Source organism: Klebsiella sp. Q11 (assembly GCF_964241505.1).
GTDB lineage: Bacteria > Pseudomonadota > Gammaproteobacteria > Enterobacterales > Enterobacteriaceae > Klebsiella > Klebsiella michiganensis.
Genome location: NZ_CAXSXW010000003.1, coordinates 357715 through 371385 on the forward strand (window position 1 = coordinate 357715; position 13671 = coordinate 371385).

13 protein-coding genes are annotated in these 13671 nt (G+C 60.4%); 6 read left to right on the forward strand and 7 right to left on the reverse strand.

Features of this window, described 5'->3' with window-relative positions:
- Positions 1–47: 47 nt before the first annotated feature.
- The 7 genes from ACESQ2_RS06435 to xthA all read right to left on the reverse strand — a co-directional run bounded on the left by ACESQ2_RS06435 (position 48) and on the right by xthA (position 6246).
- Complete coding sequence (locus tag ACESQ2_RS06435) at positions 48–680, reverse strand: ATP-binding cassette domain-containing protein (RefSeq protein WP_032692752.1); 633 nt, start codon at positions 678–680, stop codon at positions 48–50.
- On the reverse strand, positions 680–2215 hold the full coding sequence (locus ACESQ2_RS06440) for an ABC transporter permease subunit (RefSeq protein ID WP_049070248.1): 1536 nt from the start codon (positions 2213–2215) through the stop codon (positions 680–682). The genes ACESQ2_RS06435 and ACESQ2_RS06440 overlap by 1 nt, the downstream gene beginning before the upstream one ends.
- Entirely contained in the window at positions 2188–3348 is a 1161-nt protein-coding gene (locus tag ACESQ2_RS06445) for an ABC transporter substrate-binding protein (protein WP_373170238.1), read from the reverse strand. The genes ACESQ2_RS06440 and ACESQ2_RS06445 overlap by 28 nt, the downstream gene beginning before the upstream one ends.
- 9 nt (positions 3349–3357) lie before the next feature.
- On the reverse strand, positions 3358–3909 hold the full coding sequence (locus tag ACESQ2_RS06450) for a carboxymuconolactone decarboxylase family protein (RefSeq protein WP_042944930.1): 552 nt from the start codon (positions 3907–3909) through the stop codon (positions 3358–3360).
- Positions 3906–4604 (reverse strand): TVP38/TMEM64 family protein, encoded by a 699-nt coding sequence (locus tag ACESQ2_RS06455; RefSeq protein WP_049083448.1) that lies wholly within the window; start codon positions 4602–4604, stop codon positions 3906–3908. Before ACESQ2_RS06455 ends, ACESQ2_RS06450 begins: the two co-directional genes overlap by 4 nt.
- Positions 4594–5229, reverse strand: coding sequence for a TVP38/TMEM64 family protein (locus tag ACESQ2_RS06460; protein ID WP_373170264.1), 636 nt, complete (start codon positions 5227–5229; stop codon positions 4594–4596). Before ACESQ2_RS06460 ends, ACESQ2_RS06455 begins: the two co-directional genes overlap by 11 nt.
- 210 nt (positions 5230–5439) lie before the next feature.
- Positions 5440–6246: an exodeoxyribonuclease III gene (gene xthA, locus ACESQ2_RS06465; RefSeq protein WP_004850068.1), complete on the reverse strand. Its 807-nt coding sequence runs from the start codon at positions 6244–6246 to the stop codon at positions 5440–5442.
- Positions 6247–6690: 444 nt separating this feature from the next.
- Between xthA and ACESQ2_RS06470 the strand changes: the two genes are divergently transcribed.
- From ACESQ2_RS06470 to spy, 6 genes are all read left to right on the forward strand, one after another.
- Positions 6691–7911 carry an aspartate aminotransferase family protein gene (locus ACESQ2_RS06470; protein ID WP_373170239.1) on the forward strand — a complete coding sequence of 407 codons (1221 nt, stop codon included), beginning with the start codon at positions 6691–6693 and terminating at the stop codon, positions 7909–7911.
- Positions 7908–8942: an arginine N-succinyltransferase gene (gene astA / locus ACESQ2_RS06475; protein ID WP_014228978.1), complete on the forward strand. Its 1035-nt coding sequence runs from the start codon at positions 7908–7910 to the stop codon at positions 8940–8942. The genes ACESQ2_RS06470 and astA overlap by 4 nt, the downstream gene beginning before the upstream one ends.
- Complete coding sequence (astD, locus tag ACESQ2_RS06480; protein WP_373170240.1) at positions 8939–10417, forward strand: succinylglutamate-semialdehyde dehydrogenase; 1479 nt, start codon at positions 8939–8941, stop codon at positions 10415–10417. Before astA ends, astD begins: the two co-directional genes overlap by 4 nt.
- On the forward strand, positions 10414–11739 hold the full coding sequence (gene astB / locus ACESQ2_RS06485) for an N-succinylarginine dihydrolase (RefSeq protein ID WP_373170241.1): 1326 nt from the start codon (positions 10414–10416) through the stop codon (positions 11737–11739). Before astD ends, astB begins: the two co-directional genes overlap by 4 nt.
- Positions 11740–11748: 9 nt before the next feature.
- On the forward strand, positions 11749–12714 hold the full coding sequence (gene astE / locus ACESQ2_RS06490) for a succinylglutamate desuccinylase (RefSeq protein WP_373170242.1): 966 nt from the start codon (positions 11749–11751) through the stop codon (positions 12712–12714).
- Between the two features lie 349 nt (positions 12715–13063).
- On the forward strand, positions 13064–13546 hold the full coding sequence (gene spy, locus ACESQ2_RS06495) for an ATP-independent periplasmic protein-refolding chaperone Spy (protein WP_368762632.1): 483 nt from the start codon (positions 13064–13066) through the stop codon (positions 13544–13546).
- Positions 13547–13671: the final 125 nt, after the last annotated feature.

A 13671-nucleotide genomic window follows, 5' to 3' on the forward strand; every position in this document is an offset into this window, starting at 1 on the left:
AATTCTCCGCGAACAACGCGGAGAATTCTTTGCGATAGCGCAGGCTTTCATTGCCAGAGCCCCATATGCAAACAGCGTCCGCCGGCGGGCGTATCCTGGTCATCATGCGTGACCAGCACCGCGGGGATCGCCTGCCGCGCCAGTTCGTTGAACACCCAGCGGCGAAAATCGGCGCGCAGCGCAACGTCGAGGCGGTTAAACGGCTCATCCAACAGCAGCGCCCGCGGTCGGGCCAGCAGGGCGCGCAGCAGGCTGACCCGCGCCCGCTGGCCGCCGGAAAGGGTGGCCGGATCGCGCGTATAAAACCCCGCCAGACCGGCGCGCTCCAGCGCCTGTTCGACCTGGGTTTTGCGCTGGGGGCCGCGGACGTCAGCGGCAAGCGCCAGCAGTAAATTTTGCCCGACGCTGAAGTGGTCGAACAGCAGCGCGTCCTGGAACAGGATGCCGATGCGCCGTCGCTCGGTGGGTAAACTGTCGCAGCGCTGGTTATCCAGCCACAGCTCGCCGGCGGCGCGAAAATTCTCCGCCAGCGCGCCGACCATCCAGGCGAACAGGGTTGATTTACCGCTGCCCGAGGGGCCCATCAGGGTCAGTATCTCGCCGGGAGCAACGGAAAAGTCGACGTTGCGCAGCAGCGGCTCTCCGTTGAGGCTGAGAGTCAGGTTTTTGACGATCAACATTAGCGTAATCCTTGTCGATAGCGGCCGGTCAGCCAGGCCAGCAGCGCGGTGGCGGCAAAAAACAGCGCCGGCAGCAGTAGCTGCCATAGCGCCTGCGCGGCCAGAGTGGACGTCTCGCCGCCGCTGCTCAGCGCTACGGCTTCGCTGGTGAGCGTCGGGAACCGTCCGCCCCCCAGCCATAACGTCGGCAGATATTGCGCGATGCTTACCGAAAAGCCCACCGCCAGCGCGGTCAGCAGAGGACGCGTCAGGGCGGGTAAGGTAACCAGCCAGAAGATGCGGCCTCGTTGCCAGCCGAGGGTGCGGGCGAGCAGCTCCATGCGCGGGTCGCGAGCGCGCCACGCGGGACGCAGAATAAACAGCATCCACGGCACGACCCACAGCAGGTGCCCCCATAAAACGGCGATCCACTCACCGTCCAGCCACGTATACAGCGCCAGCTGATATTGGCCGTCTACCAGCGGCAGCGCCGGTAAAATCAGCGGCAGCCAGATCCATCCGTCGAAACGGGAGGGGCCAGACGCCAGCCACAGCAGGCAGATAACCGCGCCTAGCGACGCTGAGCAGAGTCCAAGCCACAGGCTGTTGCCGACGCTATCGCTGACCGGCTGGCTATTCTGCGCCGCCGCGGCAAGCAGCAGGGCGCAGGCCACGCCGCACAGCGGTAGAAGAAGGGCGAAGCTTTTCCCGGCGAGCGCCCGCGGCTGCGGGTGGCGGATCCCCTGAACCTGCGGGATCCGCCGTCGCCAGAGACGCCAGACTCCCCACGCCGCCAGCGCCATGATGGCCAGCGTCAGCAGCAGTACCAGGCTGGCGAGGGCGCCTTTCGCCTGCTGGATCTCATCGCCCTGGCTTAACCATTGCCAGGCCAGCACCGCCAGCGTCGGCGGGTTACCCGGGCCAATCACCAGCGCGACGTCGACCGCCGAAAGGCTCCAGGCGGCGGTGGCCAGCAGCGCTATCGACAGCGCCGGAAGCAGCGTGGGCAAGACTAACCATTTCAGGCACTGCCAGCGTCCGTAGCCGAGGCTTTTTAATACCGTCGCCTGTCCGGCCAGGCGTTTCTCGCCTAACAGGCCATAAACCACCCACAGCAGAAACGCGCTCTCTTTGAGCGCCATCGTCAGGCCCAGTCCAATGCCGTAGCGGTCAACCGGCGGGGTAAAAAAGGGCAACAGGCGCGGGAGCCAGCCGCCATCGGCGAAGAGCAGCAGGGCTGCGGTGGCGAAGGCCACGTGAGGTACCGCCAGCAGCAGAGGGAGCCTTGCGGCCAGCCGCCGCCAGCCGCCCGACGGCCAGAGTGCGGCCACGACGGTGAGCGTGATGATCAGCGCGCCGCCAACCGATAGCAGGGTTGAGACGAGAGTCGCCGCCAGCGCCTGGCTGAATTGCGGGTCGGCAAACAGCGACAGCCAGCGCGCGCGGCGGAGCGCCGGAAGCGCCATCAGCGCAGCGGCCGGCAGCAGCGGCAGATAGATCAGCGCGACGGCGGCCCAGGCCAGCAGCCTTAGTGCGTGCCGTAGCGGCGCAGCCATTCCTGCTCCAGCGCGTCAACCCAGGCCGCGTGCGGTTCACCCAGCATCGGCGGCATATTCTGCGGCACAACGGCGTTAAAGGCCTGCCGCTCAGTCTCGGTTAATTTCGCCGGATCCAGCACGCTGGGGTCGCCCCACACCGTCGGGTCGGCCTTGCGCAGCTGGGCCTGCGGCGAGAGCAGGAAATTCGCGATCACTTTCGCCCCCGCCGTCGCCCGGGCATTGGACGGGATCGCCACAAAGTGGACGTTGCCAAGCATCCCCTCGCGGAAGCCGAAACCGTAGCTGTCTTTCGGCAGCTCGCCGCTGACCGCTTTTTGCTGCGCGTGCAGCGGGTTAAAGGTGATGGACAGCCTGAGGGTCCCATTTTTAAGCATGGCATCCATGCGGACGGGCGAAGCCGGGAAGTCGCGGCCCTGGCGCCACAGCAGGGGGTGAAGCCGATCAAGATAGTGCCACAGCGGCGCGGTCACGGCGGCGAAGGTGGCCTCCTCAGGCGGCTGGCGTAGCGCGGCGGGCCGCGGAGTCAGCGTCAGCAGCAGCTGTTCAAGAAACGCGGTACCGGTAAAATCCGGCGGACGCGGATAGGTGACGCTGCCGGGATGCGCGGCGGCGAAAGCCAGCAGCGCCTGCGGAGTGGTGGGCCCGTCGGGCGTTTGTGAGCGGCGGGCGATAAAAGTGAGCTGCGCGCCGCCCCACGGCGACTCGGCGCCGTCGGTGGGGATAGAGAAATCCTCGCGCACCGGCTTTTGCGTATCGACAAAGCGCCAGTTGGGCAGGGTTTCCGCCCACCGGGTTTGCAGCAGCCTGGCGTTTTTCAGGGTGCGGAAGTTTTCGCCGTTGACCCACAGCAGATCGATGGAACCGCCTTTACTGCGTCCGGCGCGGGCTTCGGTCTGGATGCGCTTCACCGCGTCGGCGGCATCCGCAATATGCACGATACGCAGGTCGATAGCGTAGTCGCGCTTTACCTCACCGCTGACCCAGTCGAGATAGCGGTTCACCGCCGGATCGCCGCCCCAGGCGTTAAACCACACCGTCTGGCCGCGGGCTTCTTGTTGTAGGGATTGCCAGCCGGCGCTGGCGGCCAGCGGGGAGAGCAACAGCAAAGCGAAGACCAGCACACTGCGCATAACCACTCCTTATGGTTTTGAATCGGTTGGGATCCGGCACAATCCCTGGGCGGGGATCGCCATGGCCGAATTAAAGCGCGCCGACAGGTTTTGTAAACCGATCAGCGCCGTGAGTTCGGTGAGCGCGCGGGCGTCAAACTGGCCTGCCAGCCTGTCGCGCAGCGCATCGTCGACCACCGGCGGCGTCATGCTGGCCGCCTCGGCATACTCCAGCGCCAGCCGCTCGCGGTCGCTGAACAGCGCGCTGTTCCGCCATTCGGCGACCGCCAGCAGCTTAGCGCTGCCGCCGCTGCGTTCCGCCAGCTTCATATTGGTGATATCAATGCAAAACTCGCACAGGCACAGCTGCGCGACGCGGGCGCTGACCAGCGATCTCAGCACCGGATCGAGGGGCGAACGCTTGCGTTCCAGATAGCCGACGAACATCGACACCAGGTAAAACACCAGCGGAATACGGCCCCACCAGCGGATAGGGCTGAGCACCTCGCCGTAGTGGCGACGATGCAGCCAGGCCTGCGGGCGAAGAATCAGCGGAATAGACTTCAGAGGGGGTAAGCTCATCGTGAACGCCTCTTTTGTTGTTCAAGATAGAGTGCTTTCGCGACGACCACCACAATCGCCAGCGCAAACAGGATCGATAAACTGGTCACCAGCCAGAATGTGCCGCCGGTCAGTAGGCTGCCGGTCCACGAATAGACTATCGTCGCGGGCAGCTGGCCGAGACCGGTGGCCAGCATAAAGTGGCGAAAGCGCATTGACGTCAGCCCGGCGGCGTAGCTCACCGGGTCGAAGGGAACGAAAGGGAGCAGACGGCAGATTAATATGGTGTGTTTGCCGTAGCGGGTAAAAAAGCCATCCGTACTCTGCAGTACGCTCTTGCCGGTGAGCTTTTCCACCGCGTCGCGGCCGAGCGCTCTGGCGATAAAAAAGCACAGCGCCGCGCCGGCCATCGCGCTCACCCACGACAGCGCGCCGCCCCAGAAGGCGCCGAACAGGGAAGCGTTAGCGAAGGTGATCAGGAAGGCGGGAAGCGGGGCGATAATCGCCTGCAAAATCATCAGGGCGAAGGAGACCAGCGCCGCCTGCGGGCCCCAGGAGTCGATAAAGCGTTCAATAGCCTGCTGATCGAGCGTGGCAAAAGCGGCGAGGCTGCGCTGCATAAACTCATTGACGCCGGGTATCAGCCACCATGCCAGCAGAAGCGCAAACAGCGTCATGCCGATGGCTATCCGGTAGCGCGCGTTGCTATTTTTCATCGTGAGCCTGTATCCGTGATGTCTCGATTCGCCGATAGCGGGCATATCTTTTCGCCGCCTGAATCAGGACAAATAAGGCCAGCCCCGCGAGGGTCAGCTTCAGTATAAACAGGGGGGTGATACCTTCGCGGATAAGCTCGCTGCCCATCAGCGTATAGATAAATATGCCGGGCAAGGTGGTGAGGGCGGAAATAAAGGTAAACGTCCAGAACGGAATCGCCGTCAGGCCATAGGCGTAGTTCTGAACATTATAGGGAAACAGCGGGATGAGCCGGGTCAGAATTAAAAAATCGGTGCCGCTACGGGCGATGCCTTTTTCAATGGCCTGAAAAATCGCCGTCTGCCCGACGTATTTAAGCAGCAGCTCGCGGCCCAGCCAGCGGGCGAACAGAAACGACGCGGAGGAGGCGAGCGTCGCCGCCAGCAGCGATAGCAAGGTTCCCGCCAGCGGACCGAAAATCACCCCGCCGGCAATCACTAAAAGAGTGCCCGGTATCAAAAACAGGGTGGCGACGATAAACAGCAGAATATAGAGCGTATAGCCGAAGGCGCCGCTCTGGCGGATCATTTCGCGCAGACGATCAAAATGGGTAACCAGCCCGGCAAAACCCGACTGCTGAATAATACAGGCGACAATGCTCAATATCACCACAACAAAAAGCAGCTTATATTCTGCTTTATGACGGCTTCTTTTGCATTGGGTTCTCCTGTATGGCGCGGGCGGTCTGAAGTGCGCGCGACAGTATAATAGTTTGCCGCCGTTCACAATCTCTGACGGCGGCTTTTTTGATATGGCTCAGGCTCTCCGGACGGGAGAGCCTGACGGAGGGAATATTTAGACTTTAAAGGTCGCCCATACCGGCGCGTGGTCGGACGGCTTTTCCATTGCGCGAATTTCGTAGTCGATGCCGGTTTCGATGCAGCGCTGCGCCAGCGGGGTGCTTGCCAGCAGCAGATCGATACGCAGCCCGCGGTTATCGTCAAAGCCCTTAGAGCGATAGTCGAACCACGAGAAGTGTTCGTTGTCCTGCGGATTCGCATGGCGGTAAGTATCCACCAGGCCCCAGCCCAGCAGGCGCTCCATCCATTCGCGCTCTTCCGGCAGGAAGGAACACTTGCCGGTACGCAGCCAGCGCTTACGGTTCTCTTCACCGATGCCGATATCGAGATCGGTCGGGCTGATATTCATGTCGCCCATGATCAGTACCGGATTCTCTTTATTTAGTTCGGTATCAAGGTAGTTTTGCAGGTTCTGATAAAACGCCGCCTTCGCCGGGAATTTGGTTTCATGATCGCGACTTTCGCCCTGTGGGAAATAGCCGTTAATCACCGTCACGTTGCCAAACGGGGAAGGGATTTCCGCCATGATGATGCGGCGCTGGGCCTCTTCACCATCGTTTGGGAAACCGCGACGCACGGAGATCGGCGTCTCTTTGGTCAGCAGCGCGACGCCGTAATGGCCTTTCTGCCCGTGATAAAAGACGTTATAGCCCAGCTTTGCCACCTCTTCGAGAGGAAACATATCGTCGTGAACTTTGGTTTCCTGTAGGCCGATGACGTCGGGCTGGTGTTTATCGATGATGGCGGCCAGCTGATGCGGGCGGGCACGCAGGCCGTTGATATTAAAAGAGACAAATTTCATAGTCGCTGCCACTGTGCAAGGTGAATAGTGCAGGGATGGTAGCAGAAATTCGCCGGGCTGGCTGCGCAAAGGCGCTTTATTCTGCCGATTGCAGCGGTTGGTAGCCTGTTTGCACAAACTGTGCACCATTCTGGAACGCGCTGCGCCAAAAAAGGGCGATTATTGCCGATAAATTTCGTCAAGGATCACAATTACAGAATTATATCTTACCCCTGCATAATCTTTCTTTTTATTCCACTGCAAAAGCCTCTTTTAGTATTTTTATTCACTTTTTATGCATTTTATGTGAATAACGGTCTTTCGTAACTTATTGATATTTCGTTGACGACCTCGATTTATGCATTTTTACCTCTGGCTGGCACGAACCGTGCAATCTACATTTACAGCGTAATAACCATATTCATTAACATTATTTAAACTTTTTATTTACCGGAAGAGGTCGATATGTCTCAGTCAATTACGCGTAGCAACTTTGATGAATGGATGATGCCTGTATACGCGCCAGCGGCTTTTATTCCGGTACGCGGCGAGGGGTCACGCCTGTGGGATCAGCAGGGAAAAGAGTATATCGATTTTGCCGGCGGCATTGCGGTGAACGCCCTCGGTCACGCACATCCTCGGCTGGTTAAAGCGCTGACCGGGCAGGCGGAAAAGTTCTGGCATACCGGTAACGGCTATACCAATGAGCCGGTATTGCGTCTGGCTAAGCAGCTGATTGACGCCACTTTTGCCGACCGGGTCTTTTTCTGTAACTCCGGGGCCGAAGCCAACGAAGCGGCGCTAAAACTGGCGCGCAAATATGCCCACGATCGTTTCGGCAGCGAGAAAAGCGGCATCGTGGCGTTCAAGAATGCCTTCCACGGCCGCACGCTGTTTACCGTTTCCGCGGGCGGCCAGTCGGCCTATTCGCAGGATTTTGCGCCGCTGCCGCCGCAGATTCAGCACGCCATCTATAACGACCTCGACTCGGCAAAGGCCCTGATCGACGACAATACCTGCGCGGTGATCGTCGAACCGATGCAGGGTGAAGGCGGCGTCGTGCCTGCTGATGCGGACTTCCTGCGCGGCCTGCGTGAACTGTGTGATGCGCACAACGCGCTGCTGATTTTCGACGAAGTCCAGACCGGCGTCGGCCGTACCGGGGAGCTGTACGCCTATATGCACTACGGCGTGACGCCGGACGTGCTTTCCACCGCGAAAGCGCTGGGCGGCGGTTTCCCGATCGGCGCGCTGCTGGCATCGGAGCGCTGCGCCAGCGTAATGACCGTCGGCACCCACGGCACGACCTACGGCGGCAACCCGCTGGCCTGCGCGGTGGCGGGAGAAGTGTTTGCCATCGTCAACACTCGCGAAGTGCTCAGCGGCGTTAAGCAGCGCCATCAATGGTTCTGCGAACGGCTCAACGCGATTAACGCGCGTTACGGCCTGTTTAAAGAGATTCGCGGCCTGGGGCTGCTTATCGGCTGCGTGCTGAAGGATGAATATGCCGGCAAGGCGAAGACCATCAGTAATGAGGCGGCGGAAGAGGGGCTGATGATGCTGATCGCCGGCGCCAACGTGGTGCGTTTCGCTCCGGCGCTGATTATCAGCGAAGAAGAGATCAACGCCGGGCTGGATCGCTTCGAACTGGCCTGCAAACGCTTTCTCGCGGGGGTCTCATCATGATGGTGATCCGTCCAGTAGAAAAAGGCGATCTGCCGGGGCTAATGACCCTGGCGGGCGAGACCGGCGGCGGCCTGACGTCGCTGCCGGCCGATGAAGCCACGCTGGCCGCGCGCATTGAACGTTCGCAGATGACCTGGCGCGGCGAGCTGCCGAAAAGCGAGCAGGGTTATGTGTTCGTTCTTGAGGACTGCGCCAGCGGCGCGGTAGCGGGAATTTGCGCCATTGAGGTGGCCGTGGGGCTTAACGACCCCTGGTACAACTATCGCGTCGGTACCCAGGTGCACGCATCGAAAGAGCTTAACGTCTACAACGCCCTGCCGACGCTGTTTCTCAGTAACGACCATACCGGCAGCAGCGAACTGTGTACGCTGTTCCTGGATCCAAAATGGCGTAAAGAGGGCAACGGCTATCTGCTGTCGAAATCGCGTTTTCTGTTTATGGCCGCCTTTCGCGAACGCTTCAACGATAAGGTCGTGGCGGAAATGCGCGGCGTCATTGACGAACACGGCTACTCGCCGTTCTGGGAGAGTCTCGGGAAACGCTTCTTCGCGATGGAGTTCTCCCGCGCCGACTACCTGTGCGGCACCGGGCAGAAGGCGTTTATCGCCGCGCTGATGCCGAAGCACCCGCTGTATATCGACTTTTTAAGCGACGAAGCGCGAGCGGTCATCGGCGAGGTCCATCCGCAAACCGCGCCGGCACGCGCGGTGCTGGAGAAAGAGGGATTTCGCTATCTCAACTACGTCGATATCTTCGACGGCGGCCCGACGCTGGAGTGCGAAATTGACCGGGTGCGGGCCATTCGCAAAAGCCGGCTGGTCACCGTCGTTGAAGGCCAGCCCGCGCCGGGCGAGTGGCCGGCCTGTCTGGTTGCTAATGAGCAGTACCAGCAGTTTCGCGCCATGCTCGTTCACGCCGACCCGGAGAGCGACCGCCTGGTGCTAAGCGCGCGCGAGCTGGATGCCCTGAAATGCCACCCCGGCGACCAGATTCGCCTGGTTCGTCTGTGCCCTGAGGAGAAAAAATCATGAGTTTATGGATTAACGGCGACTGGCAAAGCGGTCGCGGCCCGGCCCGTAGTAAACATAACCCGGTAAGCCAGGCGCTGCTGTGGCAGGGCAACGATGCCGATGCCGGGCAGGTGGCGCTGGCGGTCACCGCGGCGCGCGCGGCGTTTCCCGCGTGGGCGCGTCAGACGTTTGCCGCCCGGAAAGCGATAGCGGAAAAGTTTGCTTCGTTACTGGAAGCGAACAAAGGTGAATTAACCAGGATTATCGCCCAGGAGACCGGCAAACCGCGCTGGGAAGCAGCAACGGAAATTACCGCGATGATCAACAAAATCGCCATTTCGGTGAACGCGTATCATAGCCGTACGGGGGAAGCGCAGACCGCGATGGCGGACGGAGAGGCGACGCTTCGCCATCGGCCGCACGGCGTGCTGGCGGTCTTTGGCCCCTACAATTTTCCCGGACATTTGCCTAACGGGCATATCGTTCCGGCGCTGCTGGCGGGAAATACCGTGGTATTCAAACCCAGCGAGCTGACGCCTCAAAGCGGCGAGGCGGTGGTGAAGCTATGGGCCGAAGCCGGCCTGCCGCCGGGCGTACTTAACCTGCTCCAGGGCGGGCGGGAAACCGGCGAAGCGCTGAGCGGCCAGGCGGACATCGACGGCCTGCTATTTACCGGCAGCTCTGCGACGGGTTTTCAACTTCATCGCCAGCTTGCCGGGCAGCCGGAAAAAATTCTCGCTCTTGAGATGGGCGGCAACAACCCGCTGATCGTCGATGACCCACAGGATATCGACGCCGCGGTCCATCTGACCATTCAGTCGGCGTTTATTACTGCCGGACAGCGCTGTACCTGCGCGCGCCGGCTGCTGGTAAAACGCGGCGAGGCCGGCGATGCGTTTCTTCAGCGGCTTGTGACGGTGTCACAAACGCTGATTCCCGACGCGTGGGACGCTGAACCTCAGCCGTTCCTCGGCGGGTTAATTTCAGCGCAGGCCGCGCAAAAGGTACATCAGGCCTGGCTGGCCCATGTGGCCAGCGGCGGAAAAACCCTGTTGGAGCCGCGCCTGCTGCAGGCCGGAACCTCGCTGCTGACGCCGGGTATTATCGAGATGAGCGCGGTGGCGCAGGTGGCCGACGAAGAGGTCTTCGGGCCGCTGCTCTGCGTCTGGCGCTATGACCATTTCGATGAGGCGATTGCCCTCGCTAACGCGACCCGTTTCGGGCTTTCCTGCGGGCTGATCTCCGCCGAACGCGACAAATTCGACCAGCTGCTGCTGGAGGCGCGGGCCGGGATCGTTAACTGGAACAAACCCTTAACCGGCGCCGCCAGCACCGCGCCGTTCGGCGGTACCGGCGCTTCCGGTAACCACCGGCCGGGGGCGTGGTACGCCGCAGACTATTGCGCCTGGCCGATGGCCAGTCTCGAATCACCGGAGCTGGCGCTGCCGGCAACCCTCAGCCCCGGGCTGAATTTCCGTAAGGAGACATCACAATGAAAGCCCGGGAAGTGAACTTTGACGGGCTGCCGGGCCTGACCCACCACTATGCGGGTTTATCTTTCGGCAACGAAGCCTCGACGAAGCACCGCTATCGGGTGTCGAACCCGCAGCTGGCGGCAAAGCAGGGGCTGAAAAAAATGAAAGCGCTGGCGGATGCGGGCTATCCGCAGGCGCTGATCCCGCCGCAGGAGCGGCCAAACATTCCGCTGTTGCGGCAGATCGGTTTTAGCGGTAGCGATGAGCAGGTGCTGGAAAAGGCGGCGCGCCAGACGCCGGAACTGCTCTCGGCGGTCAGCTCCGCGTCATCGATGTGGGTGGCTAACGCCGCCACGGTCTCGCCCTCGGCCGATTCGCTGGATGGCCGGGTGCATCTGACCGTCGCCAACCTGAACGATAAATTCCATCGCGCCAGCGAAGCGCCGACCACCGAAGCGCTGCTGCGGGCGATTTTCCCCGATGAGCAGCGGTTTGCCGTACACGGCGCGCTGCCCCAGGTATCGCTGTTCGGCGATGAAGGGGCGGCAAACCATAACCGCCTCGGCGGCGACTACGGCGCGCCCGGCGTGCAGCTGTTTATTTACGGCCGCCAGCAGGGGGGCGAAGATAATCCGCTGCGCTACCCTGCGCGGCAGACGCTCGAGGCCAGCCAGGCCGTCGCCCGCCTGAATCAGGTCAATCCCCGGCAGGTGATTTTCGCCCGACAAAATCCGGCGGTGATTGATAAAGGCGTGTTTCATAACGATGTGATTGCGGTAAGCAATCAGCAGGTACTGTTTTGCCACGAGCAGGCGTTTGTTGACCAGCCGCAGCTCCTGCAGCAGCTGGCGCAGCAGGTCTCCGGCTTTACGCCGCTGGTGGTGCCGGCGAGTCAGGTTTCGGTGGAAGAGGCGGTGGCGACCTATCTGTTCAACAGCCAGCTGCTGAGCAAAGAAGAAGGCGGGATGCGGCTGATTTTGCCGCTGGAAGCGCAGGAACACCCGGGCGTCTGGCGCTACCTGAACCGGCTGGTGGAGGGCGATAACCCCATCGATGAGCTACAGGTTTACGATCTGCGCGAAAGCATGGCCAACGGCGGCGGTCCCGCCTGCCTGAGGCTGCGGGTGGTGCTGACGGAGGACGAGCGACAGGCGGTGAATCCGGCGGTCATGATGAACGATACGCTGTTCGCCACCCTTAATGACTGGGTAGACCGCTACTATCGCGATCGCCTGACCCAGGTCGATCTCGCGGATCCGCAGCTGCTGCGCGAAGGCCGCGAGGCGCTCGACCGCTTAACGCAAATCCTGCGCCTGGGCTCAGTGTATCCGTTTCAGCAATAAGGAGGCGTCGTGGACGACTTTCTGGCACTTACTCTGGCGGGGCGTCTGCCCCACCATTTCCATGGTCAAACCGCGCATTTCCGCTGGCACTGGATTGACTGCGGTATTCTGCAGCTCATTCCTCATGAACCCTGCGATCGGTCGCTGGTTTTGTCATCCGGGCTTCACGGCAATGAAACCGCACCGGTCGAAATCACCGATTTACTGCTGCGGCAGCTGTTTCGTGGGGAAATACCGCTCCGCTGGCGGCTGCTGGCGATCTTTGGTAACCCTCCGGCGCTGCGGGCCAACAAGCGCTATATGCACAGCGATATCAACCGGATGTTCGGCGAGCGATGGCGCGCTTTTAGCGTCAGCGATGAAACCGTTCGCGCCCGGCAGCTGGAGCATGCGCTGGCGCGATTTTATGCCGGGACGCCCGGCGAGCGCTGGCACCTGGATTTACATACCGCCATACGCGGTTCGCTGCATACCCGCTTTGGTGTCCTGCCGGCGCGGGATACGCCGTGGGATGAAGCGTTTTTGCGCTGGTTAGGGGCGGCAGGGCTGGAGGCACTGGTGTTTCATCAGCAGCCTGGCGGGACTTTTACCCATTTCAGCTGCGAACGCTTCGGCGCGCGCTCCTGCACGCTGGAGCTCGGCAAGGCGCTACCTTTTGGCGAAAACGATCTGCGCTTGTTCGCGGCGACTCAACGCGCGCTGTCGCTGCTGCTGGCGGGAGATGTGGCGGTGGAAGAGGCGCACGCGCCGCTGCGCTACAGGGTGGTACAGCAAATTACCCGCAGCAGCGACAGTTTCCGGCTGCATATGTCGGCGCAGACGCTGAACTTTACGCCGTTTGCCGCCGGGACGCTGCTTGCTGAGGATGGCGATACCCGCTACATAGTGGAAAGGGATCAAGAGTACGTTTTGTTTCCCAACCCCAGCGTCGCCTTCGGCCAGCGCGCCGGGCTCATGCTGGAGCGCTTCCGGTGAATCCGTCGCCCGTCCGGGCGGCGGTATTTATTTCAGCGTTTATTTTTCTGCAGCTATCTTATTTTTTCGTGCTCTGTCCATTGATTGCAGATTATTCCTGGTTAAATGCTTTGTTTTTAATCTCCGCTGATTTATAATCTTCATAATTTCCCATTAAAACAGTTGCTTATTTATTTTTTATTGCATTTATCCCCTCATTTTCCTTATTTTCTCCATAATTGGCGAGAAAATGTTTTTTACACTTTCAATGTTTTACGCTTGCTCTGATTAATTGACGATAAACGTCGTAAAGTTAATCTCGTCAACACGGCAACGCGCCGTAAGAATAACGCAAAGTAAGGATTGAACTATGAAGAAGATTACTGCACTGTTTGTTGCCTCTACTCTGGCTCTGGGCGCGGCTAACCTGGCCCACGCGGCTGACGCTACTGCAACCCCAACCGATAACGCGCCGATGATGCATCATAAGCGCGGACCTGCGGGCCCACATGAAATGATGTTTAAAGGGCTGAACCTGACCAATGCGCAGAAAACGCAAATCCGCGACATTATGAAGAGCCAGCGCGACAACATGAAGCGTCCGTCCCTGGATGAGCGCCGCGCGATGCATGAGCTGGTAGCCAGCGATACCTTCGATAAGGCAAAAGCGGAAGCGCAGATTGATAAGATGGAAGCCCAGCATAAAGAGATGGCGCTGGCTCGTCTGGAAACCCAGAATAAGATTTACAACATTCTGACGCCGGAACAGAAAAAGCAGTTCAATGCCAATTTTGAGAAGCATCTGACAGATCGTAAAGCGCCGGAAGGTAAAATGCCTGCACCTGCTGAATAACTCAGCGCGCTGACTTAAGACCGCCGGTCTTGCCCAATAACGCCAACAGGCTTTGGGCAGGACCGGCGGTTTTTCTTTATCTGTAGCGACAAGCTGATTTACCCGGCAGGGACGAATGTGCCAGT